The 25,844-nt window shown below is 74.1% G+C and carries 17 protein-coding genes; 9 read left to right on the forward strand and 8 right to left on the reverse strand.

All coding sequences use genetic code 11. The features are described from left to right. Positions 1-117: 117 nt before the first annotated feature. Positions 118-483 carry an SAV_915 family protein gene (locus tag BJ968_RS09445; RefSeq protein WP_179751223.1) on the forward strand — a complete coding sequence of 122 codons (366 nt, stop codon included), beginning with the start codon at positions 118-120 and terminating at the stop codon, positions 481-483. Here BJ968_RS09445 and BJ968_RS09450 read toward each other — a convergent pair. After that, positions 449-2,662: a fibronectin type III domain-containing protein gene (locus tag BJ968_RS09450; protein WP_179751226.1), complete on the reverse strand. Its 2,214-nt coding sequence runs from the start codon at positions 2,660-2,662 to the stop codon at positions 449-451. The genes BJ968_RS09445 and BJ968_RS09450 overlap by 35 nt on opposite strands. A 138-nt stretch (positions 2,663-2,800) precedes the next feature. Beyond that, the gene (locus tag BJ968_RS09455) at positions 2,801-4,792 is read right to left on the reverse strand and encodes a cell wall-binding repeat-containing protein (protein ID WP_179751228.1); all 1,992 of its coding nucleotides are present in this window, start codon (positions 4,790-4,792) and stop codon (positions 2,801-2,803) included. Between the two features lie 261 nt (positions 4,793-5,053). Here BJ968_RS09455 and BJ968_RS09460 point away from each other — a divergent pair, with 261 nt between their 5' ends. Beyond that, a complete protein-coding gene (locus BJ968_RS09460) occupies positions 5,054-6,403 on the forward strand; it encodes an ArnT family glycosyltransferase (protein ID WP_179751230.1) in 1,350 nt (449 codons plus the stop codon). 388 nt (positions 6,404-6,791) lie between these two features. On the opposite strand, the gene BJ968_RS09465 is transcribed toward BJ968_RS09460, so the two are convergent. Together BJ968_RS09465 and BJ968_RS09470 are read right to left on the reverse strand one after the other, a co-directional pair. Further along, complete coding sequence (locus BJ968_RS09465; protein ID WP_179751232.1) at positions 6,792-8,225, reverse strand: DUF2079 domain-containing protein; 1,434 nt, start codon at positions 8,223-8,225, stop codon at positions 6,792-6,794. A gap of 151 nt (positions 8,226-8,376) precedes the next feature. Next, positions 8,377-10,947, reverse strand: a complete 2,571-nt coding sequence (locus BJ968_RS09470) for a cell wall-binding repeat-containing protein (RefSeq protein WP_179751234.1) — start codon at positions 10,945-10,947, stop codon at positions 8,377-8,379. 620 nt (positions 10,948-11,567) lie between these two features. Here BJ968_RS09470 and BJ968_RS09475 point away from each other — a divergent pair. Continuing rightward, on the forward strand, positions 11,568-13,793 hold the full coding sequence (locus BJ968_RS09475) for a putative bifunctional diguanylate cyclase/phosphodiesterase (RefSeq protein WP_179751236.1): 2,226 nt from the start codon (positions 11,568-11,570) through the stop codon (positions 13,791-13,793). Positions 13,794-13,814: 21 nt separating this feature from the next. On the opposite strand, the gene BJ968_RS09480 is transcribed toward BJ968_RS09475, so the two are convergent. Both BJ968_RS09480 and BJ968_RS09485 read right to left on the reverse strand, forming a co-directional pair. Next, positions 13,815-14,339 (reverse strand): GNAT family N-acetyltransferase, encoded by a 525-nt coding sequence (locus tag BJ968_RS09480; RefSeq protein ID WP_179751238.1) that lies wholly within the window; start codon positions 14,337-14,339, stop codon positions 13,815-13,817. 123 nt (positions 14,340-14,462) lie between these two features. Further along, positions 14,463-14,876: a cold shock domain-containing protein gene (locus BJ968_RS09485; protein WP_179751240.1), complete on the reverse strand. Its 414-nt coding sequence runs from the start codon at positions 14,874-14,876 to the stop codon at positions 14,463-14,465. Between the two features lie 121 nt (positions 14,877-14,997). Here BJ968_RS09485 and BJ968_RS09490 point away from each other — a divergent pair, with 121 nt between their 5' ends. Further along, the gene (locus BJ968_RS09490; protein ID WP_179751242.1) at positions 14,998-17,289 is read left to right on the forward strand and encodes a putative bifunctional diguanylate cyclase/phosphodiesterase; all 2,292 of its coding nucleotides are present in this window, start codon (positions 14,998-15,000) and stop codon (positions 17,287-17,289) included. Here BJ968_RS09490 and BJ968_RS09495 read toward each other — a convergent pair. Continuing rightward, positions 17,279-17,536 (reverse strand): hypothetical protein, encoded by a 258-nt coding sequence (locus BJ968_RS09495; RefSeq protein WP_179751244.1) that lies wholly within the window; start codon positions 17,534-17,536, stop codon positions 17,279-17,281. The two genes, BJ968_RS09490 and BJ968_RS09495, sit on opposite strands and share 11 nt — an antisense overlap. A gap of 181 nt (positions 17,537-17,717) precedes the next feature. Here BJ968_RS09495 and BJ968_RS09500 point away from each other — a divergent pair, with 181 nt between their 5' ends. Further along, complete coding sequence (locus BJ968_RS09500; protein WP_179751246.1) at positions 17,718-19,829, forward strand: SpoIIE family protein phosphatase; 2,112 nt, start codon at positions 17,718-17,720, stop codon at positions 19,827-19,829. Positions 19,830-19,951: 122 nt separating this feature from the next. Beyond that, a complete protein-coding gene (locus BJ968_RS09505) occupies positions 19,952-22,516 on the forward strand; it encodes a SpoIIE family protein phosphatase (protein ID WP_179751248.1) in 2,565 nt (854 codons plus the stop codon). Between the two features lie 11 nt (positions 22,517-22,527). Here BJ968_RS09505 and BJ968_RS09510 read toward each other — a convergent pair whose 3' ends face one another. Further along, entirely contained in the window at positions 22,528-22,920 is a 393-nt protein-coding gene (locus BJ968_RS09510; protein ID WP_425491485.1) for an ATP-binding protein, read from the reverse strand. A gap of 143 nt (positions 22,921-23,063) precedes the next feature. Between BJ968_RS09510 and BJ968_RS09515 the strand changes: the two genes are divergently transcribed. The 3 genes from BJ968_RS09515 (at position 23,064) to BJ968_RS09525 (ending at position 25,840) form a co-directional block, all read left to right on the forward strand. After that, a complete protein-coding gene (locus tag BJ968_RS09515; protein WP_179751252.1) occupies positions 23,064-24,107 on the forward strand; it encodes an alcohol dehydrogenase catalytic domain-containing protein in 1,044 nt (347 codons plus the stop codon). A 38-nt stretch (positions 24,108-24,145) separates the two neighbouring features. Then, entirely contained in the window at positions 24,146-24,862 is a 717-nt protein-coding gene (locus BJ968_RS09520) for an NADPH-dependent F420 reductase (RefSeq protein ID WP_343077924.1), read from the forward strand. A gap of 111 nt (positions 24,863-24,973) precedes the next feature. Beyond that, positions 24,974-25,840 (forward strand): diacylglycerol kinase family protein, encoded by an 867-nt coding sequence (locus BJ968_RS09525; RefSeq protein ID WP_179751256.1) that lies wholly within the window; start codon positions 24,974-24,976, stop codon positions 25,838-25,840. The last annotated feature ends 4 nt before the right edge of the window (positions 25,841-25,844 follow it).

A 25,844-nucleotide genomic window follows, 5' to 3' on the forward strand; every position in this document is an offset into this window, starting at 1 on the left:
GGAGCGGGTGCAGCGCCGGGGGACGCTCGCGGCGTCTCGTCAAGGGCGCGTCAGCCCGGCGTCAGGGCCTCGTCAGGGCCGTTCCCCCGGCGGCGCGGGGTGCCTAGCGTCCACGACGTGTCCAGCACCGCACCCTCACCGGCCCGCCTGTTCGTCCCCGTCCACGCCGGCCCCCACGCCGCGGTCCTGCGGACGTTCACCGACCCCCTCGGGCACCGCACCGGGGTGGCGTTCACCTCGCGCGAAGCCCTGCGCGCCGTCCTGGGGGACGGGCACCCGCACCTGGAGATCGGCCGGCGCGCGCTGCGGGCGCTGCTGCGCGCCGCCGGCGTCGAGGAGCTGCGGGTCGACCCGCGCCTGGTCGCCGCGCCACCCGCCGACCGCGGCCCGGTGCCGCCGGGCCCGGCCGCGCGCCGGGCCCGGCCGCGCGTCGAGGGGTTCGCCGCGATCAGCGCCGGGCGCCCGGCACCAGGACGGCGCTGACCCTCTCCACACCCGTCCCGGCGCCGTTGCGCGCCCTGACGCCGAGGGTGTAGCCGCGGCCGTTGACCAGCCCCGACACCGTCACCCTCCCGGTCGTCGCCGGCACGGTGCCCGACTGCACCGCGACACCGCCGGAGTAGATCGTCACCTGGTAGGAGGTGGCGGCGCCGCCGGTGGTGGCGGGCGTGAACGCCACCCACGCGGACCGGTCGCCGACCCCGCTGCCGGTGATCGTCACCGCGCCGGGCGCGGCCAGCGCCGCGACGGTGAACGCCGCGGACGGCGCGGAGGTGGTCGTGCCGGAGGCGCCGGTGGCGGTGACGGTGAACGTGTAGCTGCCCGCCGGCAGCGCCGACGTCCGGACGCTCGCGCCGTCCGTCGTCCCCGACCAGACGACCCTCGTCCCGGCCAGGACGTCCACCCGGTACCGGGTGCCGGTCGCACCGGGCGCCCAGGACAGGGACGCGACGTTCCCGGCGACGGTCGCGCTCAGCCCGGTGGGCCGGGCGGGGGCGCCGGCGACGGTCACGGCGGCCGAGCGGGCCTCCCCGCTGGTGCCGGCCGCGTTCTTCGCCGTGACCCCGAACGTGTAGGACCGGCCGGTGGCCAGGCCCCTGACCGTCACCGGGGACGTCGCCGCCGTGACCGCCGCAGCGGTCTGCGCGACCCCGTCGAGGTAGGGGGTCACCACGTACCCGGTGGCCCCGCTCACCCCGGTGAAGGCCACGGTCGCGGTCCCGGCCGCCGTGGAGGTGGCGCTCACCCCGGACGGGGCGGCGAGGACGGTGCCGGTGGTGGCGCCCCCGACGGTGACCGCGACGGTGGCGTTCTCCCCCGCGGCCGACGCGACGGTGAACTTCAGCCGGCCCGAGGCGGTGGTGAAGGTGCCGCCGACGGGGACGACCTGGTTCCAGTCGCTCGTGCTGCCCGTCGGGGTGGGGTCCAGGACGACGGAGGCGTTGTACGTCGACGTGGTGTCACGGCGCAGGACCCGCACACCCGCAGCGGGTCGGCGCCCGTCGGAGAACACGCGGACGTCGGTGCCGACGTTCGCGCGGTACTCCAGGTAGTAGACGTCGGACCCGTCCACCACCTTCGCGCCCTTGACGGCCGGGGTGGCCGTGGAACCGACGGCCTGGAGGGTGACGTTCGTCGAGGACGTCACCGTCCGCACCTGCCCCGGGAACAGCGCGGCCTGCTGGTCGCGGTGCACGACGTTCAGCGCGCCGGTGCCGATCCGGTCCTGCGGGTCGGAGAAACCCATGACGTCGAACACGTCGCCGTACCCGACGTACGTGCCGCCGGTGTGGCCCGGGTCGGGGGCAGCGGCCGTGCCGTAGCGGGCGTTGGCGTGGTCGTACCCCATGTTGTGCCCGAGCTCGTGGGCGATGACGGACTGGGAGATGTCGGCGACGTACGCCGCGCCGCTGCTGGTCGCGTCGGCGCCGAGGGTCCCCTTGCCGTACGAGCAGCCGCCGGAGGTGTAGGCGGAGCGGGGGAACACCGTCAGGACGTGCTCGGAGGCCGCGCCCGTGTACCCGGTGGCGTTCGCCGCGGCGCTCCAGATGGAGGTGAACTGCGCGCACGTGTACGGGGAGGTGGTCCAGTCGGCGACGGTGTCGACGACGAAGCTGACCTTCCCGTTCGTGACGGCCGACCAGTAGTCCGACGCCCTGGCGACGGCGGCGCGGACGTCGGCGGCGGAGTAGTCGCCGGGCTTCGTCCCGGCGGGCGCGACGAGAGCCACTTTGAGGTGCTGCACCCCGCCGGCGGCGGACGACGCGAGGGTGCGCGCGGACACCGAGAGGACCTGCTCGACCTGCACGGCGTCGGGCCGGGTCGCCGAGGCGGACACCCGCAGCGCCACCTTCGCCCCCACGGCCAGCCGCGCGGCGGCGTCGCCGGTCAGCGGCACGAAACCGGTGGCGGTCCGCAGCAGCGTCGTCGCCTCGCCCTCGTCGCCGTCCAGGCGCAGGACGGTGCCGGACACGTCCGCGGTGCGCCCCGGCGCGACGACGCGCTGGGGCGCTCCCACGGTCTCCGTCCCGGACGCCTCCGCGCCGACGACGGCCCGGTCCCGCGTCCCGCGCCCGTCCACCTGGGCCACCGCCGGGGCGGCCGAGGAGACGACCACCCCCGCCAGCACGCACGCCACCGCCATCGTCCGTCGCACCCGCACGGCGCCTCACCCTCGTCGGGGGGCCGCTGCGCGGCCCCGTGGAGGAGGTGTCGGGCCGGTGGGGTGTGAGCGGGATCGGCTGAGCGGGCGACGGCGGGGCGGGTGACGCCCCGTCCGGAGGGTGCGAGGCGGCGGGGATCAGGGCGTCGTGGCGAGCCAGATCTCCCCCACCGTCCCGGCCGGCCCGTCGGTGGGCTGCACGTACACGATCGCGCCAGGTTTGGCGGCGGCGTTGAACTGCTCCGGGGTGGCGAGAGCGCCGTCGACGTGGATCCGGCACCCCCACCCCAGCGACCACGTCTGCGGCGCCCCCGTGTCGACCGCGTGCCCGCGGAACGGGCTCGTCGTCCCGTCACCCGGGTCCACCGTCGGCAGCGTCCCGCCCTCGTAGACGCTGGTGAACGGCGCCGGCGCGTAGTTCGTGATCCGGAGGTGGCGCACACCCCCGACGGTCCAGTCCTCCACGGCGTCGCCGACCGTCAGTTCGCTCGTGAACTGGGCCGGGGAGATCGACGTACCGGCGCGCTGGACGTCGTCGCCCGGACCGGGCAGCGGGTAGGTGTGGGCCGTGGTGCTGCCGTAGGTCCGGGCGGAGTACCCGGTGGCGTCGACCCCGACGACCGTCGCACTGATGGGGCCGTTGGTCAGCGCGACCGTCGTCCCCGTGACGCGCACCTGGTCGTAGTCGTTGAGGTCGGCCAGGAAACCGCTGCGGGTGCTGATCGCGCCGTCGACGAAGTACGTCCCGGCCACCGGCAGGTCGGCGTCGGCGAACGTCCGCAACCGCAGACCGGTACCGGGGTCGATGAGGGCGAAACCGCCCGCGAAGCGCTCGATCTGCCCGTCGGTCCAGTCCTCGGGCCGCGTCGTGAGCAACGTCCAGGTCACCGTCCCGGGACGGGGGATCTCCCACTCCGCGACGAGACGGCTGCCGACGTGCGCCGCGGCGATCATCTCCGTGCGGGTCACCTCGCGCTCGTCGACGACGTAGGTGTGGTCGGGGTGCAGCTCCGCCTCGTGGGTCCCCACGAACAGCTTGCCGCCCGGCACGTCCACCGCGGTCACGGCCCGGGGCGCCGCGGGGCCGCCGTGGGCGAGCTCACGGGCGCGGACGGCGAGCGCCTGCGGGACGCTGCGCTCGTCGCCGAACACGGTGCCGCGGCTCATGACGTTGCTCGTCAGGTACTCCGTCGTCCCCGACCCCAGCGAGGCGGTGCCGTCGGTGAGCAGGATCGGGGCGCGGCGCAGCCCCGCCCACACCCCGGCACCGAGGGCGTCGACGGTGTACCCGTTGGCCAGGGCGACCTGCCCGCGCCACTCGTACAGGATGTACGGGGCCCACGCCCTCGCCAGCAGCGCCGCCGTCTGCGTGCGGTCCGCACCGCCGATGGTCTGGACCAGCGCCGACGGGACCAGGTCCGACACCTCGTCGTGGACGTCCTGCGAGATGCCCCGACCGAGGAACACGACGTGCCGGGGTTGTCCCTCGGCGAGCGCGTCGGCCACCACGTCGGGGAGCCGGTCGGCGGCGGTGAGCAGGATCGGACGGCCGTTGAACGCGGCGGGACCGGCGGCCAGGGCATCGGCGGCGACCGTGCCGGTGGGAACGTCGCCGCGGGCGATGAACACCGTCTCCGGGGCCGTCTCCCCGAAGCCGTAGATCTGGACCGCCGTGTCGTACCGGTCCTCACCGGCCACGATGCCCGCGACCCCGATGCCGGCGGCGTCGAGCTGGTCCAGCGCGGAGTCGCCCACCGAGTTCTCGTCACCGAGCACGACGACGTCCTCGACGCCCAGGGCGCGCAGCGCGGCGAGGGTGCTCGCCGGGACCGCGTCGCGGTCGGTCAGCAGGATCGGCGCCTTCTCCAGGCCCGCGAGGTAGGCGCCGGTCAGCGCGTCGACGTTGCGCCAGCCGTTCGCGAGGATCGCCGTGGTCGTCCCGTCCGGGAACGCGTCGAGCGCGGTCCGGGCCGCGGTGTCGAACCGGTCGACCCCACCGATCCGGCGATCGGGCGCGTCGGGCTGGAACCCGGTGCTGGCCGCGGCGGGCAGCGCCGAACCGGCGGTCGCCAGGGACGTCAGGACGAACGCGGCGGCGAGGGCGCGCAACCGCGGGGACCGCGAGGGCATGGGTGAGGTTCTCCTAGGACGCGGGGCGCGATGGCCTCCGCTGGTGGTTCGTCCTCCCACTGTAAGGACGCGCCCGGTCGGTCGGAAGCTTTTCGGGAAGCCGTTCACCCGTTCACGAGCCGGCGACGACGGCGCGTTAGTCACGCATCAGGATCCTGTCAGGGCGCCGTCGAGGACTGTTCCCGCGGAGGTGTGCACGCCTCACGTCTACAGCAGGCTCAGCACCACCACGTAGGACCCTCCCGGTACCGTGACCGGGTCATGACGCGAACCCGACGACTGCTCACCCTCCTCGTCGTCCTCGTCGGGGTGTTCGTGTTCTGCTGGCGCCTGGGCGTCGAGTCGTCTACCGGGGATGAGCTCGTGTACCGCGACGCCGGCGCCGCCTACGTGCACGGCGACTTCCGCGCCAACCTCGAGCACCCTCCGCTGGCGAAGTTCCTCATCGGTCTCGGCCACCTGGTGTTCGGAGGTTCCCTCACGGCGGACCGGCTGCCGTCGGCCCTTTTGGGGATCGCAACCGGTGGTGTCCTGTTCTACGTCGCCCGCCGAGTCGCGGGGCCGTGGGCGGGGTTGGTCGCGATGACGCTCTGGTACGTCCTGCCCCTGCACCCCGGCGTCGTCGAGGCGCACGTCGGCCGGCAGGCGACCCTGGAGATGCCGCTGCTGTTCTTCACCGCCTGCGCAGTGTGGGCGGCACAAGGCGTCGCGGCCCAGCCGGTGTGGTGGCGGTGGGCGGTCTTCGGCGCAGCCGTGGGGGCGGCCACGGCGACGAAGCTCACCGGAGCGGCCGTGGCGGTCGTCGTTCTCGTCGCGTGGGCCGTGCACCCCCGCAAGGTCGGTGGTGTTCTGCTGGCGGGTCTGACCGCCGTGGTGGTGTTCCTCGCGACGTACGCACCGTTCGGCGCGCAGGCCCCGCACGCGGTGTGGACGGTCGTGGACTGGCAGCTGGGCCACGCCGGCCGCGGCGCCGTCCAGCACGTCGCGGGGCAGAACTACGCGTTCCCGCCGTGGTGGGCGGCGTGGTGGTTCCAGTCCCGCTACCTGGGGTGGGTGGCGCTGGTGGCGCTGTGGGTGAGCGCCACGCTCGGTGTCGCCCTCGTCCGGCGCGTGTCCACCGCGGTGGTCGCCGCCGCAGTCGTGGGTTTCACCGTCGCGGTCGTGGTGTCACCGTTGAAGCTGCCGCAGTACCACGACGTCCTCGCCTCGCCGCTGGTGGCGCTCACTGCCGTCGGCCTGGTGCGGATCTCCTTCCGCGCCTGGCCGGTGGCGGCCGTCCTGGCGGTCCCGCTGCTCGTCGCGGCCGGCGCCCAGCTGGGGCAGGTGGCGAACACCCGGACCGCCGACTACGCCCTGCTCGCCCCCGAGCTGCGCGCTCTGCCCGCCGGTTCCGTGGTCGTGTCCTGGGCCGACACCGCCGCGCTGCAGCGCGGAGCACCCGACGTCCGGGTGATCGGACATGGCGCGGTGGATTGCGCCGCGACGCTCGTCGTCGACCCGACCGTCGCCGACCGCATCCCCGGAGCTGACCTCGCAGGGTGGGTTCGGGAGTGCGATGGGAGCGTCGAGCGGTACGACCGACTGGAGGTCGTGCGGCCGGTCAGCCGGTGAGGAACCCCGCACCGTCACGGGTGCGGGGTTCCTGCGGTGCTTCAGATGCGGTAGCCGGCGTGAGCTGCTTCCACCCCCAGGACGACGAGGGAGGAGGACAGGACGGTGACGGCGGCGAGGCGGATGCGGTTCTTGAGGCTCACGGCGATCTCCTGGGTGGTGGGTGGGGTCAGTTGATGCGGAGGCCGGCGTGCGCGGCCTCGATGCCGATCAGGACGAACGACGACGACAGTGCGCCGACCAGGGCGATGCGGATGCGGTTCTTCACGTGGTTCCTCCCGTCGGTGGGTGGTGCGTGCACCGCAAACGCTAGGACGACACTGCGTGATCGTTCAGCCGAACGGGTGAAGAGGCTCAGATCGGTTGCCGAACCATCAAGAGGCGCCGATCAGCCAACGGTGCAGCCCGCTTCCCACACCGGCTCCGGCAGCGGCGGGTTCCCCGTGGGCTCCGGCAGCCACACCGTCCCCCGGCACGGCATCCGCAGCGCGACCGCGGCACCGCGGCGCACCACCTCCACGGACGGGTCGCGGGACAGCCGGTCGACGAGGGCGGCCTTGCCGGCCCTCGTCGCGCTCGCCCCGTCGATGCGCAGGTCCACGACGACCCAGTCGGCCTGCACGGCGTCGGTGTTGGTGAAGATCCGGACGGTGTGCCGGGTCACGAAGTACGGCCCGGCCCCGTTGTCGGCGGACACCAGCGAGCCCGCCGGGAGCACCGCCGAGACGGCCAGCAGGTCGCGCGTCGCGGCGGACGGCCGCCATGTGTCGGCGCTGAAGGGGTTCACGACGTAGTTCGCGGTCAGGTAGGTGAACGTGCTCGCCGCCAGGCTGAGAGCGGCGACCACCGGTAGGACGCGTCGGACGGCGACAGGACGACGCCACCGGCGCAACACGTCGACGAGCGCCACGAACACGATCGGCATGAGGACGCCGTCGTAGTGGAACCGTGGGGACCAGTAGCTGTCGTAGGGCGAGACGAGCCGCCACAGCAGGGTCGGCACCGCGACCAGCGCGAGGGGCGATCGCACCCACAAGATCCCGCCCGTGACGAGCAGCAGGAGCACCAGCTCCAACCGCGGCCACCCGTCGGTGCTCCACGCGAACGGCGCCGACGTGGCCGCCTCCCCCGCGAAGCGGAGCGCGAACAGCGGGATCTCGTGCTGCGGGTTCTGCCAACGGATGACGGCGAACGCACCGAACGTCCCGACCACCGCTGTCAGGGCGGTCCCGACCCCCAGCAACCGGCGACGCCCCCGCGCGAAGCAGAACACCAGGAACGCCACCGCGACGATCGTCGGCCCCTGGTCCTCCTTGACGAGCAGCAGCGGCAACGCCCACCAGCACGCCGCCCCGAGACGGCGCTCCAGCAGGGCCGCGCACGACAGAGCTATGAGCGGGGTGGCGAACGCGACCTCGTGCACGTCGAGGCGGGCGACGTTCACGACGCCGTAGGAGACGGCGTACAACGCGGCAAGGAGGACCGCCGTCTCAGCGCTCAGGTGCCGACGCGCGACCGAGAAGACGACGCCCGCCGTGAGCGCCAGCGGCACGGCCTGGACGACGATGAGCGCCCGCGGGTCCGGCCACACCCACCACGCCGCACCCCACACCACCGTCACCGGGCTGAAGTGCTCACCGAGGAGCGGCAGGCCGCGGATCGCGCTGAACGGCAGGTGACCCGAGGCCCAGGACTGGGCGGACTGGGCGAAGACGCCGAGGTCATAGGCGCCGGAGCGGCCGACGTTCCAGCGGGCCAGACCGAGCCAGGAGAACCAGAGGAAGGTGAGGAGGACGACGGTGGGAGGGGTGGCGCGGCGCATGGTGCGTTGAACCTACAGAGGTTTCGACCGCTCCTTCCCCCAAGATCGCTGGTACAACTCTTGTCGTTACACACGACACAAAGGCGGGCCCCCACCGTGTCATGGGGACCCGCCTCGTTGTCACGCCAGGAAGGGCGTCAGTGCGTGATCGTCAGGACTCGTCGTCCACCGTGACGTCCGCGGAACCAGCCAGGTTGAGCTGGTTGCCCGCCACGTCGTCGAACTGGCTGGAAACGAGGCTGACCTTGACGGAGTCGCCCGCCACGTCGAGCCCGTTGTCCTCGCCGGCGACGAGGCCGAACGTCGCACCAGCCACAGGAACCGTGATGACCAGCTGGTCGTCGGTGTCCGTGTCGGTGGCCTGCGCGAACCCACCGCTCACCTGGTAGGTGCTGTCACCGTCACTGAAGCGGAGGAAGGTACCCGCGTCACCGAGGGTCGACGCCATCGACTCGGAGAACGTGAGCGTCACCACGTCGGCCGAGTCCAGCACACCGAGCGTGCCGTTGTCGTCCGTGAGAACGGTGTCCTCAATGGTCGGAGCGGTGTTGTCGGTGTTCGTCACCTCAGTGGTGAGTTCGAACCCATCGCTGGGCTCCGACTCCTCCTGGCCGACGGTCTGGGTGACGTACACGTCGTACGACGTGTCGTCGTCCAGGCCGGTCAGGGTGATGTCCCAGTTGTCGGTGCTGGTGTCACTGTCGGCCGTGAAGCTGCGCGACTCAAAGGTGTCCGTGTCAAGCGCCGTGACGGTGTCGTCGTTGGTGTCAGCGATGTAGTACACGGTGACGGAGGACACGTCGTCCGAGAGGTTGCTCACCTCGAGGTCCGCGGTGGTGTCGGTGACGTCGTCAGCGGCAACGTCGTCCACCGTGAGCCCAGCCGTGTCGAGCCCAGTCAGGGTCGGCGGCTCGGGCGTGAGGTCGGTCAGCACGAACGTCGACTGGAGCGCCGGGGTCGCGTTGTACGACGTGGTGGTGTCGAGTTCGTCACCGACGGACAGCTGCTCGAAGAAGTCTGCCGCGACGACCTCGGTGGAACCGAGGAAGTACCGGTCGTTGGCGTTGATCTCGACGATCGAGAACGTACCGGTGGCGGCGGTGGTGTCGCTGTCCAGGACCAGGCTGGTGACATCGCCGTTCGGGATGATCTCGGCGATCTCGAAGTCCGCACCGAGGGCGGCAGCGGTGGCCCGCTCGGCCGGCAGCAGGCTGAGCACGCCACCGAGGCCGAAGGCCTCGGTGGGGGTGTCCACGGCGTCAGCACCGAGAGCGATGTCCCCATCTTCGTCGGAGTCGACGAAGACGACCGGCACGACATCACCGTAAGCAGTGCCGTTGACAGTGAAGGAGATCTGCCCGTTGACGGGCTCGGCGGTCAGCTCGTCGGTGCCCGCCACCGCCGTGCCGTTGATGACGTTGATCTCTGCGGCGGCGACCGAACCGGTCTCGTACTGATCGGTGTCGTCGTCGTCGGCGAAGGACACCACACCGTTCGCGGTCGTGGTGATGTCGTCGGCGTTCACCAGAGCGACGGTGTACTCGGTGTCCGCGGTCAGGCCGGTCGCCGTGTACTGACGCGAAGTGGTGTCAGCGCTGAGGGAGATGGTGCTCGCCTCGGTCGGGGAGACGGTGATCGTCTGGTTCGAGGTGGGCGTGCCCCCCTTGGCCGCAGTCGTCGCTGCCGCAGCGATGGTCGAGGTGACGCTGTTCTCATCACCGAAGACCCACGCCTTGGTCAGCGTCGCGGCGTTCGCGGTCAGGTAGGCCTCGGTGCCGACACCGAGACCGACGGTGCCCTCGGTCAGCAGGATCGGCGAGCCGGCCTTGCCGACGACCGGGCCGGCGGCCAGGGCGTCGATGCGGAAGCCGTTGGCGAGAGCGGCGCCGGTCTTGTTGAATCCGAAGTCGGTCTCGTTGGCAATCGCGGCCGCGGTGGCGGTGCGGTCCGAGCCCTGGATGCGCTCGATGTCGGTGACGCTGGCAAGACCGTCGACCTGGGTGTAGACCGCGTCGGAGACCGCGTTGGCGTTGCCCAGGACGTAGACCTTGGTGACACCGGCGGTGTTCAGCGCGGCGAGGGTCTCGGCGGGCAGCGAGTCCTGGTTGGTCAGCAGGACCGGGATCTTGTTCTTGAAGGCGGCCGGGCCGGCGGCGAGCGCGTCGGCGGCGACCTGGCCGACGCCGTACTGGTCACCACGGGCGAGGAAGACCGTCTTCGGCGGCGTGACGCCAGCCTCGGTCATGATGTCGACCGCAGTCTGGAAGCGGTTCGGGCCGTCGATGCGCTGACCGGTCTTGGAACCGACGAGGGCGGTGTAGGTGCTGGCCGAGACCGCGTTCGTGTCACCGAGGACGATGACCGTGGTCGGGTTCAGCGAGGCGATGGCGGCGGCGGTCTGGGAGGGGACCGAGTCCTTCTGCGTGAGAAGGATCGGCGCGTCCTTGACGCCGGCCAGGTACGACGCGGCGAGGGCGTCGATGCCCGTGACCTCGCCGTTGGCGACGATGACGGTGGACGCGGTGGTCCAGCCGGCCAGCGCGGCCTTGGCGGCGGTGTCGTAGCGGTCGACACCGGCGAGACGGGAAGAAGCGGCGGAAGGGTCGAAGCCGGGAGCAGCCTGAGCCGCGCCCGCGAGACCCGCGATGGAACCAAGCCCAACCAGAGCGGCGACGCCAGCCCCGATACCACGCCGGCGCAACCGGGAGGTTGCTGCGGTCACGATTGCCTCCAAGGCATGTGAAGTGATGTTCCCCCCCATGAGGGGCCGGCCCGATTTCGAGCCTCCGCCACCCCGCCCTCCGCTACTCAGCGGAGTGACTCGGTGACGGAACCGAACGTACACGAGAGTCACATCTGCAACACGGGGAGTAACGAAAGATCACGAGGGTCTACGGCGTGTCGTCTGGCGCACACAGCGCGTGACCTGCGGTTTTGCTGTCCGCAGCCCAAAGTTACAGTTTGGTAACGGGCAGCCTCACCCGTCCCGACGGCCACAGGTACCCCATGCGGAGTAGTCACAACGGATGGTGTCACCACCCACGCACGAACCATCACGCTCTGTGACTCACGTGGGGGACTCCGGGTGGACCAGACCTCCGTGGCTCGAACGGGTCGTCGTCGCTGGCTGTGACGGAGACGATCACGGAACGGATCCCTCGAGCACCTTCCCCCGGCGACCGCCGGGCCAGGTGACGACGGAGGGTGGTGGGACCCCGGGACCCCGGGGGCCGGGCCACCGCACGACCCGCTGCGCTGCGTGGTCACCGGCGCCGTCGACACCGGCCGACGTCACGCGCTCGGCCCATCCAGCCGGCCCCCGCCGCCGCCGAACCCCTCTCCATGACGCTCCCCCGGCAAGCCCGGCCCGCGGCCCTGTCCGCGTCGGTGCTCGCCGTCACCCTGGCCCTCCTGGTGTGCGCGCACACCCGGTGGCCGGACGCCCAGCACCTCAAGGTCGCCACCGGCCTGGTCTGGCTCGCCGCGAGCGCCGCCGTCCCCCTCGTCCGGCGCCGCGGCAGCCGCGCCACCGTCGCCCGGCACACGCTAGCGGCGGCGGCGTGGGGGGCCGGGACCACCGCGGCGGGCCTGTTCCCGCACGCCGCGCTCGGGCCGCTGCCGTTCCCGCCGGTCGTGCAGGCCCTGTCCCTGCTGCCGGTGGCGGCCGTCGTCGTCCAGCAGCTGCGCACGGCCCGCGTGGGCGACCACGCCCGGTCACCGCTCGTCGAGGCGGTCTTCCTCGCGACCGTGCTGGCCGGGATCGGCTGGGACGGGTACGCCCGCGCCGGGTTCACCGGCGACGCGGGGTGGGCCGCGGGCACCGTCCTCGTCCTCGTGACGGCCTCCCTCGTGGCGGCCGCCACGACCGTGCTGGCCGTCGAGCAGCCGCGGCTGCGGCTGTGCGGGATCGGGCTGGCGATCGGCGCGGTGGGCACCGAGGTCAGCGCCGTCGTGTCGGCCGAGCAGCCGGTCACCGGGGACGTCGGGACGGCCCTGGGCCTGCTCGGGGCGCTCGTGCTGGTGGTCCGCGGGCCCCGGACGCGGCTCGTGCGGCACGGCGGGGCGGCCGCGGCGCGGGCCGTGCGCCGGCAGCGGGTGGCCGGTGCGGTGCCCGCGGGTCTCGTGCTGGCCGACGTGGCGCTGTTCGCCGTCTCCCCCCGCGACGACGTGCTGATGCTCGTCTTCCTCGGCGGGACGGTCGTCGGGGCGGCCCTGCGGCAGGCCGTGACGGCGCGCGCGGTCGACCGCACGAGCGACCGGCTGTCCTTCCAGGCGCTGCACGACCCGCTGACGGGGCTGCAGAACCGCACCGCGCTGCGCGACGCCCTCACCGAGCCCGACCGGGTGCAGTCGCTGGTGCTGCTGGAGGTCACGGGCCTGGACGACGTCACCGACGTCCTCGGCGTGGCCGTGGGCGAGGAGGTGCTGCGGGCCGCGGCGGCGAACCTGCGCGAGCACGTCACCCCCCTGGGCGGCAGCACCTACCGGGTCCGGCACGACGAGTTCGCGCTGCTGCTGCCCGGCGCCCCCGACAAGGTGGCCCGGCACCTGCCCGGCGTGCTCGACGCCGTCAGCGCCGCGCCCCTGCAGGTCCCCGGCGCCGGGCGGTTCCCCGTGGACGCGCTCGCGGGCCTGTCCCGCGTCGACCCCGGCACCCCCACCGACGGCGGCGCGACGCTGCCCCTCGTGCACGCCGACCTGGCCCTGCGCGACGCCCGCACCAATCCCCGCGGCCAGGGGTACTCGGTGTTCTCCGGTGAGGTCGCCGCCCAGCACGCCCGCCGGCTGAAGGTCCGCGAGCGCCTCGCCGCGGCCGTCGCCGACGGCGCCGTCGACGTCCACTTCCAGCCCATCGTGGACCTCACGACGGGCCGGGTCGTGAAGTTCGAGGCGCTGGCCCGCTGGGACGACGCCGAGCTGGGCCGCGTCTCGCCCGTGGAGTTCGTCCCCGTCGCCGAGGAGTCCAACCTCGTCGTGGCCCTCGGCGAGCACGTCCTGCGGACCGCGGTGGACCGCGCGCACGCCGCGGGCGTGTTCGACGCCGGGGTCCGGCTGGCCGTCAACGTGTCCGTCGTGCAGCTGCAGTCGCCGGGGTTCGCGGACGTCGTGCGGCAGATCCTGTCCACCTACCGGATCGCGCCGGAGCTGCTGACGCTGGAGCTGACCGAGTCGGTGTTCCTGGACTCCGACTCCCCCGCCGAGCGCGTCGTCACCGAACTGGCCCGGCTGGGCTGCCAGATCGCGATCGACGACTTCGGCACCGGCTACTCGGCGTTCGGGTACCTGGACCGGCTGCCCGTGCACGTCCTGAAGATCGACCGGTCCCTGACGCAGTCCCTGACGACCGGCGGCAACGGGCGGTCGGTCGTGACGGCCGTCGTGGACCTGGCGAACCGGCTGGGCCTGACCGTCGTCGTGGAGGGCGTCGAGACCGACGAGGAGGCCGCGATCTGCCGGTCGATGCAGGCCGGGCTGGGGCAGGGCTGGCTGTACTCGGCGGCCGTCACCGCCGACCGGGTCGCCGAGGAGCTGCAGCGGGAGCACCCGGTCTCGGGCGGGGTGTGGTGAGGGGCTGCGCCCCGCCCACCCTCACCACACGTCTCCCGACCGCCACTCGCACACCAGCTCCGCGTCCAGGTCGAGCCGCCCGGCCGGGTCGAAGACCCGCACCCCGCCCCGCTCGTCCGGGGTGGCCCGCACGCCCGTCGTCGCCAGGACCGCCAGCGGACCCCGCCACACGGGCCACCCGCGGGCCGCGTACATCAGCGCGCCCTCGTCGGAGGCCCCGAGGAACCCCACGCCGTGACCGGCGACGAGGACCCGCTCCAGCTCGTCCATGACGAGGGTGCCGACGCCGCGGCGGCGGTGGCCGGCCGCGACGGCCACGGCCTCCACGTACCCGACGGGCAGCGCGAGGCCGCCGACGAGGAACTGCCGCCGCACCACCGAGCCGTGGCCCACGAGGACCCCGTCGTCGTGGACGAGGGCGTGCCACCCGCCCAGGGCGTGCTCGACGTCCTCGTCGGCGAGGTCGTCGAAGACGTCGTGGAGGAGGGCGCGGACCGCGCCGAGGTCGGGCAGGTCGGCGGTGTGGCAGGCGGTGAGGGTGCGCACGGGGTCATCGTCGCGGGAGCGGGACGTCCCGTCCCACCGGTTTCCCGGGCGCGGGGTCCCGCACGCCGGCCCCACCGTCCCGGTCGACGGGGCCGTGGGGTCGACGTGCCGGGTCCCACCGCGTCAGCGGCGGGTGTCCTCCACCACGAACCCGCGGTCCAGCCCGTAGTCGGACAGGTAGTCGCGCACGGCGCGGATCTGGGTGCTGCCGATGCCGTCGACGCTGAGGAGGATCTCGGTCACCTCGCGGCGGAACTCCCGCAGCGACGGCGGGCGGTTCGCGGACGCCGGGCGGCGCTCGGCGGCGGGGGCGCCGCCGGAGCGGCGGGACTCGACCCGCACGTTGGAGGCCTTCGGCCCCCGCTCGCCGTCGGTGAGGGTGAACTCGACGGTCGCGCCCTCGAAGTCGCCCTCCTCACCGCCGACGACGTCCTTGAAGTGGAAGAAGACGTCGTCGGGCGCCTCCGGGCTGCGGATGAACCCGAAGCCGCGCTCCTCGTCGTACGAACGGACCTTGCCCTTGGCCACGTGACCCACCACTCCCTGCTGAACGAACGTCGAGCAGCCCCCATCCTCCCCCACGCCGGGAGCCGTGGCCGACGCCCGTGTTCTAGAACGACGGGTCAAGTCGGCACCGCGCGCCGCCGATGCCCCCTGCATGGTGTCCCCGCTCGCTCCCGCGCGCCCCACCGCGGGTCGTGTCGCGGGTGGGCTGGCGCTGCTGGTGCTCGCGGCGGCGCTGACGGTGCTCGCGGTGCACGCACCCGGGCCGGTGCGCACCCCCGTCGCCCTGACCGGGGTCGCGGCCGTCGTCGTGGCCGCGGTCGCGTTCGCGCTCCTGCCCCGCGGCCGCGCCTGCGACGGGTACGTCGTGGCGGGCACCCTGTGGGGGCTGGGGACGCTGACCGCGGGGCTGTTCCCGACCCGGGACGTGGGCCCGTTCCCGTTGACGCACCTGGCGTTCGCGGCCGCGGAGCTGGGGACCGTCGTCGTGCTGCTGCAACTGCTGGTGCGCGCCCGCGCGGGCAGCGACGACCCGTCCCTGGTCGTGGACGCGCTCATGCTGGGCAGCGCGCTGGCCACCGCCGGGTGGGACGCGCTGGCCCGCACGGGTCACCCCGGGGACGCGGGCCGGGTCGCGGCGACCGTCGTGGTGCTGGCCGCCGGGTCGCTGGTGGCGTGCTCGGCGATCGCGCTGGCCGTGGAGCAGCCCCGGCTGCGGGTGGCGGCGGTGGGTCTGAGCGTCAGCGGCAGCGGGACGGCGCTGGCCGCGGTGTGCTGGCGGGACCAGCCCGCCGTCGCCGTCGCCGCCGCGGTGCTCGCGCTGGTCGGGGGCGCGGTCGGGATGGTCCTGCTGCCGCGCGACGGGGTCGTGCGCCGCGGCGGGGAGGCCGCCGCGCGCGCCGCGCGCCGCCTGGAGACCGCCTCGCTGGTGCCGGGCCCGATCCTGCTGGCCGACCTGCTGCTGCTCGTGGTCAGCCCCCGCGCCGACCCGGTGCTGTACGGGCTGTACGTGGCGGTGCTGGTGACGTTCACGGTCCGGCACGCCGCGACGGCCCGCTCGGTCGACCGCACGACGGCGCACCTGACGTCCCAGGCCCTGCACGACGGCCTGACGGGCCTGGGCAACCGGGCCCTGCTGGAACGGGCCCTGTCCACGCCGGCGGGGACGCGGTCGCTGGTGCTCGTCGAGCTCGTCGGCCTCGACGACCTCAACGACGTCCTGGGCGTGGGCACGGGCGACGCCGTCATCGCGGCCGCGGCCGTGGAGGTGGACCGCGTCGCGGGCCGCCTGGGTGGTCAGTCGTTCCGCACCGGCGGCGACGAGTTCACCGTCGTGCTGCCCGGGGAGCCCGGGGAGGCCGTGCGCCACGCCGGGGCGGTCGTGGCGGCCCTCACGGCGGCTCCCGGCCGGGTCGCCGGCGCGGGGCGCTTCCCGCTGTCGGCGGTGGCGGGGGTCGCGGCCTGCCCGTCGGGCGCCGACCACGACGCCGACCACGACGCCGGCGACGTCATGAGGCCGTTCGCGCGCGCCGACATCGCGCGGCGCGACGCCAAGCCGCGCGGCGGCGGGGCGGTGTCGGTGTACTCGGGGGCGGTCGCGGCCGAGCACGCCCGCCGCACCCTGCTGCGCGAGCGCCTCGCGGCGGCCGTCGCGGACGGGACGGTGGACGTGCACTTCCAGCCGATCGTCTCGTTCACGACGGGCCGGGTGGAGAAGTTCGAGGCGCTGGCCCGCTGGGAGGACGCCGAGCTGGGGCGGATCTCGCCGGTGGAGTTCGTCGCGGTGGCCGAGGAGTCCAACCTCGTGGTCGCCCTGGGTGAGCACGTGCTGCGGACCGCGGTGGACCGCGCGGACGCCGCGGGGGTGTTCCGGGCGGGGGCGGGGCTGGCCGTGAACGTGTCCGTCGTGCAGCTGCAGTCGCCGGGGTTCGCCGACATCGTCCGCGAGCTGATCGTGCGGTACCGGTTCGCCCCGCACCTGCTGACGCTGGAGCTGACCGAGTCGGTGTTCCTGGACCCCGACTCCCCCGCCGAGCGCGTCGTGACCGAGCTCGCGGGCCTGGGGTGCCGGGTGGCGATCGACGACTTCGGCACGGGCTACTCGGCGTTCGGGTACCTGGGGCGCCTGCCCGTGCACGTGCTGAAGGTGGACCGGTCGCTGACGCAGTCGCTGACCGAGGACGTCAACGGGCAGTCGGTGGTGACGGCCGTGGTGGACCTGGCGAACCGGCTGGGCCTGACGGTGGTCGTGGAGGGCGTGGAGACGGGTGAGCAGGCCGAGGTGTGCCGGTTCATCGGCGCGCCGCTGGGCCAGGGGTGGCTGTACTCGGCGGCCGTGCCGGCCGCGCTGCTGGGCGAGGAGCTGCGCCGGGTCCACCCCGTGCCGCAGGAGCTGGCCGGGCTCAGGGCGGTGGAGGGGCCGGTGGAGCCGGCCGCTACCGCGTGACGGTCTCGGGGGACTCCACGACGAGCCGTTCGCGCAGGAAGGTCTGCAGGTTGGCGCCCAGCGGGTCCCCGGCGTGGGCCTTCTCGGGGTCGTCGAGGCCGCGTTCGCGCCGGGAGATCACCGGGCCGTCCCGGCGCAGCGATTCCAGGAGCCGACGGGAGTAGGTCCCGCTGAGCAGGCAGTGCAGTGCTTCGGCGCGGAGGGAGTCGTCGAGTCCGGCGAGCCACTCGTCGTGCGAGGCGATCACGTGAACAGTGTGCACCCCGGTGGTTCACGGACCCGACACCCGTCGGCCTCCTCTCCGCGAGGTGACGGAACGTCTCCGTTCACTCACGCACAGGTGTGGAAACTCGTCCCGCCCACCCCACCGGCACCACGCGGACCACGGCGGCTCGCCGCTGTCCGACCACGCGGTTAGGGTCGCTGCGATGGACGGGACGAACGCGGCGCTCGCCGGCAGGGGCATCGGCGACCAGCTGCCCGAGGTGCTGCACGGCCGCCCCGGCGCGGTCCTGCTCGTGCACGTGGGCGACGGCACCGTGCTGTTCGCCAACCCCCTCGCCGAGCAGCTCGCTCCCGGCGTCACGCTGCCGTGCCCCGTCGACGAGTGGTCCCGGCGGGCCGGGCTGGAGAGCTCGGCGGGCGACGACATCACCGACCCCGCCAACGACGCCTCCCCGCTGTCGCGCATCGCCCACGGCGAGCCCGTCCACGGCGAGCGCGTCACCGCCGCCCGCTCCTCGGACATGTCCGGGGTCCGCGAGGCCCTGTGGGTCGTCGGCCTGCCGCTGTCGGACGCCTCCGCCGACCAGCTCCACGGCCTGGCCCTGGTGGTCCTGCTGCCGCTGCGCGAGGAGGGCATGGTCCGCGACGCGCAGGAGTCGGCCGAGCAGCTGCACAGCCGCGCCGTCCTGGCCAGCGACCTGTCGTTCACCATCTCCGACCCCAACCTGCCCGACAACCCGCTCGTCTGGATCAACCCCGCCTTCGAGAAGGTCACCGGTTACGGCAAGGACGTCGTCGGGCAGAACTGCCGCTTCCTGCAGGGGCCGGACACCGACGTCGAGGCCGTGCGGCGCATCCGCAAGGCCCTGCGCGAGGGCGACACGATCACCGAGCTGCTGCTGAACTACCGCAAGGACGGGACGGCCTTCTGGAACGAGGTCGTCATCTCCCCCGTCAAGGACTCCACGGGCCGCGTCACCCACTTCGTCGGCGTCCAGTCCGACGTGACGCTGCGCGTGCAGGCCGAGCGCGAGCGCGACGCCGCGCTCGCCGTGGCCCGCGACGCCCGGCGCCGCCTGGAGTTCCTCTCCGGGGTCACCGACAAGCTGTCCGAGGTCCTGGACCCCCTCGCCGCCCAGGACCTCCTGCCCTCCCTGGTGGTGCCCGACTTCGCCGAGTGGGCGTTCGCGACCCTGCTCGACGCGACGGGCCGCACCCGGCACATCCGCGCCTCGCACTCCGACCCCGCCAGGGCGTCGGACGCGGCCCGCTTTCAGGAGCTGCACGCCGCCCTCGGCGACAACTCCCTGTCCATGCAGGTGCTGCGCGGGGAGGTCGGGCCGTCCCTGGTGACCGTCGAGGACGACCACGTCGACGCCGTCACCCGGACCGAGGAGATCGCGCAGGTGCTGCGCCGGCTGGGCCTGGGCAGCGCCGTCGTCGTGCCGCTGCGCGCGCGGGGCCAGGTCACCGGGTCCCTGACCCTGCTGTCGGGGCCGGACCGCCCGCCGTTCACCGAGGACGACCTGGCCACCGCGACGGACCTGGGCGCCCGGGCGGGCGTCGCGCTGGAGAACGCGCGGCTGTACGCCCAGCAGCGGACGTCGTCGGAGACGCTGCAGCGCAGCCTGCTCACCGACCCGCGCGACGCGCCGGGGCTGTCGATCGCGACGCGGTACCTGCCCGCGGCCGAGGCCGCGCAGGTCGGCGGGGACTGGTACGACGCCTTCACCCAGCCCGACGGCTCGAGCGTCGTCGTCATCGGCGACGTCATGGGCCACGACGTGTCGGCGGCCGCGGCGATGGGCCAGGTCCGCACCCTGGTGCGCGCGCTGGCCTACGACCGCGCCGCCGAGCCGGCGGAGGTCGTGGGCCGGCTCGACGGGCTGCTGGCCGGGCTGGGGATGACGACGCTGGCCACGGCCGTCGTGCTGCAGGTCGTGGCAGGCGACGACGACGACCGGCACGTGCGGTGGTGCACCGCCGGCCACCTGCCGCCCGTCGTGGTCGACCCCGACGGCAGCGTGCGGGTGCTGGAGGGCGACGGCATCGTGCTGGGCCTGGGCCCGGGGCAGGTGCGCACCCAGCACGAGTCGACCCTGCCGGTGGGGTCGGTGCTGCTGCTGTACACCGACGGGCTCGTCGAGCGCCGCGACCGCTCGATGACCGACCGGCTGGGCGAGCTGCGCGAGGTCGCCCGGGACCTCGGGGGCTTGGGCGTGCACGACCTGTGCGACGCGCTGCTGGCGCGGATGCTGCCCGAGGGCAGCGACGACGACGTGGCGATCGTGGCGCTGCGCGTCGAACCCCGCTGACCACTCCACTGACCACCCCGCTGACGACGCTGTGTAGAAGTTTCGTCGGCACGGTCACTCACCGTGGTCCATGATGGTCGGGCGCACACACCGTCAGCGCCCGACCACGCGGAGGTACCAGGGTGACTGACCAGGCCGACGAGGCATCCCGCTCCGCCGCCACCGGCCGCCTCCTGCGGGCCGCCCCCCGCGAGACCCTGGAGGTCGTCGCCGACCTCGCCGGCCGCCTCCTGGGCGCCACCTCCGCCGAGGTCGCCCTCCTCACCGACGTCCGGCACACCGTCACCGCCGTCGGCGAGGCCGCGTCCCGCCGCGGCACCACGATGGCCCGTGCGGACGCCCTGTGCGACGTCGTCGTCCGGCAGCGCGCACCTCTCGTCGTCACCGACGCCCACCGCGACGACCGCGTGCGCGACCTCGGGGCCGTGCGCGCCGGGATGCTCGGCTCCTACCTCGGCGTCCCCATGGTCGCCGACGACGGCCACGTCGTCGGGTCCCTGTGCGTGCACCAGCAGGGACCGCGCGGCTGGAGCGAGCACGACACCCGGACCCTGCGCGAGCTCGCCGCCATCGCCACCGGCCACCTCGAGGTCGCCGCCCTCGCCGAGGAGTACCGCGACACCCAGCGCGCCGCCGCCCTGGAAGGCGCCGCGCACGCCGCCGGCATCGGCACCTGGGACTACGACGTCACCACCGGCGGCCTCGTGTGGGACGACGTCCTGCTGGACCTGTTCGGCCTGACCCCCGCGACGTTCGGCGGCACCGTCGACTGGTTCTTCGGCGCCGTCCACCCCGCCGACCGCGACCACCTGGCCGAGGTCGTCGCCGCGTCCGTGCGCGACGCCTCGCTCTACGAGGCCGAGTTCCGCATCCTGCGCCCCGACGGGTCCACGCGCTGGGTCGTCGCCCGCGGCCGGCCCCTGACCGACGCCGCCGGGCGGACCGTGCGCATGGTCGGCGCCGTCACCGACGTCACCGCCGTGCGCGAGGGCGAGGAACGCCTCGGCGCGGTCCTGGAGACCATGGCCGTCGGGTACGTCGCCGTCGACCGCGACTGGCGCTTCACCTACGTCAACACCGAGGCCGAGCGGGTCCTGGGCCCGACCCGCGCCGGGCTCCTCGGACGCAGCCTCTGGGAGGCGTTCCCCGCGGCCGTCGGCACCGAGCTGGAGCAGCGGTACCGCTCCGTCGCCGAGACCGGCCGCGAGGTGTCCTTCGACACGCACTACCCCGCCCCCCTGGACGCCTGGTTCGAGGTCCGCGCCGTCCCCACCCGCGACGGCGTCGGGATCTACTTCCTGGACATCACCGAACGCCGTGCGGCGCAGGCCGCGGCGGAGGCGAACCGGGACCGCGCGACGGTCCTGGCGCGGGTGGCGTCCTCGTTCACCGAGAACCCCGACGTCGAGGACGCCCTCGTCGAGGCCGCCCGCACGCTCGTGCCGCGGTACGCGGACTGGGTGGTCGCTTCGGTGTTCGACGACGGCCCGGCCGACTGGCGCACCCGGCTGCGCGACGTCGGCGCCGTCCACCGGGACCCCGCCCGCGCCGGGCTGCTGGAGGAGTACCGCCGCGCCCGCGCCGGGGCCTGGTCGGCGTCCTCCGCCGCGCGCGCCGTCCTGCTGGAGGGCAGGCCCACCCGGCTGCAGCACTCCGACCCGTCGGTGATCGGCCGCCAGCTCCTCACCGGCCGGGCCCACGACCTCCTGCGGGAACTGGCCCCGGACTCGACGCTCGTGCTGCCGCTGCTCGGCCGCGGCCGCACGCGCGGGCTGCTGACCCTCGTGCGCGGCGCCGGCCGGCCCCCGTTCGGCGACGAGGAGGTCACCGAGCTGGAGGACCTGACCCGGCAGATCGGCCTGGGCCTGGACAACGGCCGCCTGCACGCCGAGCAGCGCGGCCTGGCCGAGGAGCTGCAGCTGAGCCTGCTGACCGAGCTGCCCCAGCCCGACCACCTGCACCTCGTGACCCGGTACGTCGCGGCCGCCGACGGCGCCCAGGTCGGCGGCGACTGGTACGACGGGTTCCTCACCGGCGACGGCCGCACCTGCCTGGTCATCGGCGACGTCACCGGTCACGACCGCGGCGCCGCCGCCGCGATGGCCCAGGTGCGCAACGTGCTGCGCGGCATCGCGCACGCCCTCGACGGTCCCCCCTCCCGGGTCCTGCGAGCCCTCGACCGGGCCGTGCACGACCTGGCCGTCGGCACGCTGGGGACCGCCGTGCTCGCCCAGCTGGAGCAGACCCCGGCCGACCGCGCCGCCGGCCGGCGCGTCCTGCGCTGGTCCAACGCCGGGCACCTGCCCCCGCTGCTGCTGCGCGCCGACGGGACCGCCGAGCTGCTCGACCGCCCCGCGGACCTGCTGCTGGGCCTGGCGCCGGGGACCGGGCGCAGCGACCACAGCGCGGTCCTGCACGACGGCGACACCGTCGTCCTCTACACCGACGGGCTCGTCGAGCGCCGCGGCGAGGACCTCGACGAGGGGCTGGAACGGTTGCGCCGCACCGTGGCCGACCTCGCCGGCCGGGACCCCGACGAGCTGTGTGACGAGCTGCTGGAGCGGCTGTCGGACGGCCGCGAGGACGACGTGGCGCTGCTCGTCCTGCGCCTGCACCCCCAGGGCGTCACCCGCCCGGCCGGGGCCGGTCCCGCGCTCCTGCCCGAGGACCTCGCCGGCGAGGTGTGAAGGGGGCGCGCTCAGGCCGGGACGCGCGCGGGCACGTCGCACCACACCGTCTTGCCGTGGTCCTCGACGCGCACGCCCCACGCCGAGCACACCGAGGCGACCAGCCCCACCCCGCGCCCGGACTCCGCGCGCGGCCCCGGCTGCAGGTGCCGCGGCTGCCGCGGGCTGCCGTCGCTGACCTCCAGGTGCACGACGCCGTCACGGCAGTCCAGGCTGGCCCGCACGGGCGGCGCGCCGTGCTCGACGGCGTTGACGGCCAGCTCGGAGACCACCAGCAGCGTCGTCTCCAGCACCTCCCCGCCGTGGTCCGGGCACCACCGGGCGCGCACGAACTCCCTCGCCCGGCGCGCGGCCGTCAGGTCCGCGGGCAGGTCGAGGTCGGCCGTCGGCGTCACCTCGCACACGTCGACCATGGTGGGCCCCGGACGGCGGGGCCGCTTCTGGTAGAAGCCGCAACCACCCCGCGCCGTCCCGCCGGGGCCGGGGTAGCGTCGGGGTGGCGCAACGGCGCGCACACCCCTGAACCACCGACCCCCCGGGAGACGTCGTGCCCACCACCGTGAAGGCTTACGCCGCCACGTCCGCCACCGAACCGCTGACCCCCTTCGAGGTCGAGCGCCGCGACGTGGGGCCCAAGGACGTCGCGATCGCCATCGAGTTCGCCGGCATCTGCCACTCCGACATCCACACCGCCCGCTCCGAGTGGGGCCCGGCGACCTACCCCGTCGTCGTCGGCCACGAGATCGCCGGGACCGTCACCGAGGTCGGCGCCGAGGTGACCAAGTTCAAGGTCGGCGACCGCGTCGGCGTCGGCTGCATGGTCGACTCCTGCGGCCACTGCAAGAACTGCCTCGCCGGGAACGAGCAGTTCTGCCTCGAGGGCAACGTCGGCACCTACAACAGCGTCGGCAAGGACGGCCAGCCCACCCACGGCGGCTACTCGCAGGCCATCGTCGTGACCGAGGGCTTCGTCTGCAGCATCCCCGACGGCATCGCGCTCGACGTCGCCGCCCCGCTGCTGTGCGCCGGGATCACCACCTACTCCCCGCTGCGGCACTGGGGCGCCGGCCCCGGCAAGAACGTCGCCGTCGTCGGCATGGGCGGCCTGGGCCACATGGCCGTCAAGATCGCCGCCGCCATGGGCGCCGAGGTGACCGTCCTGTCGCAGTCGCTGAAGAAGCAGGAGGACGGGCTGCGCCTGGGCGCCTCGCACTACTACGCGACCTCCGACCCGGACACCTTCGAGCAGCTCAAGGGCTCGTTCGACCTGATCATCAACACGGTCAGCGCCCAGCTCGACTTCGACGCCTACCTGTCGCTGCTCGACGTCAACGGCGCGTTCGTCAACGTCGGCCTGCCCGAGGACCCGGTCTCGCTGCGCATGTTCTCCGTCGTCATGGGCAACCGCAGCTTCGCCGGCTCCAACATCGGCGGCATCCGCGAGACCCAGGAGATGCTGGACTTCTGCGCCGAGCACGGCATCGGCTCCGAGGTCGAGGTCATCCCGGCGGAGCAGGTCAACGAGGCGTACGAGCGCGTCCTGGCCTCCGACGTGCGGTACCGGTTCGTCATCGACACCTCGACCCTCTGAGGTCCTGCTGAGGTCCTCCTGAGGTCCTCCGACGCCCGGTGCGGCCGGGCGGGCGCCACCGCCCGCCCGGCCGTACCGTCACCGGCATGGACATCGGCATCGTCGGCGCCGGCCACATCGGCGGCAACCTCACGCGCGCGTTCACCCGGCTCGGCCACACCGTCCGGGTGGCCAACTCCCGCGACCCCGGGACGCTCGCCGACCTCGCCGAGGAGACCGGCGCCACCGCCGTCCACGCCGCCGACGCCGCCCGGGGCGCCGAGCTCGTCGTCGTGACGATCCCCCAGGGCCGGGTCCCGGACCTGGCGCCGGACCTGCTGGACCCCCTGCCCGACGGCTCCGTCGTCGTGGACACCGGCAACTACTACCCCCAGCGCGACGGCCGCCTCGACGACGTCGAGGACGGGACCCCCGAGACGGTGTGGACGGCCCGGCACCTCGACCCGCGCGGGCGGCTGCACTGGGTCAAGGCCTTCAACGGCATCCAGGCCGAGCACCTGCTCAGCGCCGGCCGTCCCGCCGGCGACCCCGGGCGCCGGGCGCTGCCGCTCGCCGGGGACTCCGCGCAGGCCAAGCAGGTCGTGGGCGGACTCGTGGACCAGCTCGGCTTCGACGCCGTCGACGCCGGGACCCTCGCGGAGTCGTGGCGGCAGCAGCCGGGCACGCCCGTGTACGGCGCGGAGGCCGGGGTGGAAGGCATCACCGCCGCCCTCGCCGCCGCCGCCCCCGAGCGGCCCGCCGCGTTCCGCGGCTGAGACCGGGTCCGCACCGGCCGGGGACGTCGCGGCGGTCACGAGAGGGGCCTGCGGACCGCGGTGGGCCGCTTCCGGGTGTGGGGGCCCGGTGGTGCCCCCTACGGTGGGCGCGTGAGTGAGCTCAGCCGCGTCGTGGTCGTCCTGAACCCCAACAGCACCGGTGACGGGCCGTCGAACGCCCGCGCCCTGCGGGACGAGCTGGACGGCGTGGTGCCCGTGGAGCTCGTCGAGACCCAGCACGCCGGGCACGCCGAGGAGCTGGCCCGCGACGCGGTGCGGGCCGATGCGGGGACCCTCGTCGTCTCGGCCAGCGGCGACGGCGGCTACCACGAGGTGGTCAACGGGGTCGTCGACGCCGGGCAGGGCCTGGCGGCCGTCCTGCCCTCGGGCAACGCCAACGACCACGCGACCGCCATCCAGGACCGCCCGCTGGTCGAGGCGATCCGGGCGGTCGTGGGCGGCGAGCCCGTGACGCGCATCGACCTGCTGGAGGTCAGCGGCGCCGGGCGGCGCCGGGTCGCCCACTCCTACGTCGGTGTCGGGATCTCCCCCGTCGCGGCCGCGGCGCTCAACGAGCACGACCTGGACGCCGTGAAGGAGTCCTTCCTGGTCGTCCACGCGTTCTGGAAGTACCGGCCGCTGACGATCACCCACGACGGCGACGACATCCAGCTCGACAGCCTCGTGTTCGCCAACATCGACCGGATGGCGAAGTACGCGCAGCTGGCCGACGACTCCGCCCCCGACGACGGCCGGTACGAGACGCTGCTCATCCCGCACCGCGGCAAGCTGCGGCTGCTGGCCGAGTTCGCGCGCGTCCTGCGCGGGGCGCACCCGGTGCGGTCGCGCTCGGAGCCGTACGAGTTCCGCACCCACACCCCCATGCCGCTGCAGCTCGACGGCGAGGTGTTCCACGTCGAGGCGGGGTCGACGGTCACCGTCCGCTGCCTGCCCCGGGCCCTGCGCACCGTCCTGTGACCCC

Origin of the sequence: Kineococcus aurantiacus, assembly GCF_013409345.1 — a bacterium.
Lineage (GTDB): Bacteria > Actinomycetota > Actinomycetes > Actinomycetales > Kineococcaceae > Kineococcus > Kineococcus aurantiacus.

What these genes read in the sequence shown, in the direction of transcription:
- BJ968_RS09490 (WP_179751242.1), top strand. Translation starts at nt 14,998, where the DNA reads ATGGTGTCCCCGCTCGCTCCCGCGCGCCCCACCGCGGGTCGTGTCGCG.
- BJ968_RS09500 (WP_179751246.1), top strand. Translation starts at nt 17,718, where the DNA reads ATGGACGGGACGAACGCGGCGCTCGCCGGCAGGGGCATCGGCGACCAG.
- BJ968_RS09455 (WP_179751228.1), bottom strand. Translation starts at nt 4,792, where the DNA reads ATGCCCTCGCGGTCCCCGCGGTTGCGCGCCCTCGCCGCCGCGTTCGTC.
- BJ968_RS09460 (WP_179751230.1), top strand. Translation starts at nt 5,054, where the DNA reads ATGACGCGAACCCGACGACTGCTCACCCTCCTCGTCGTCCTCGTCGGG.
- BJ968_RS09465 (WP_179751232.1), bottom strand. Translation starts at nt 8,225, where the DNA reads ATGCGCCGCGCCACCCCTCCCACCGTCGTCCTCCTCACCTTCCTCTGG.
- BJ968_RS09475 (WP_179751236.1), top strand. Translation starts at nt 11,568, where the DNA reads ATGACGCTCCCCCGGCAAGCCCGGCCCGCGGCCCTGTCCGCGTCGGTG.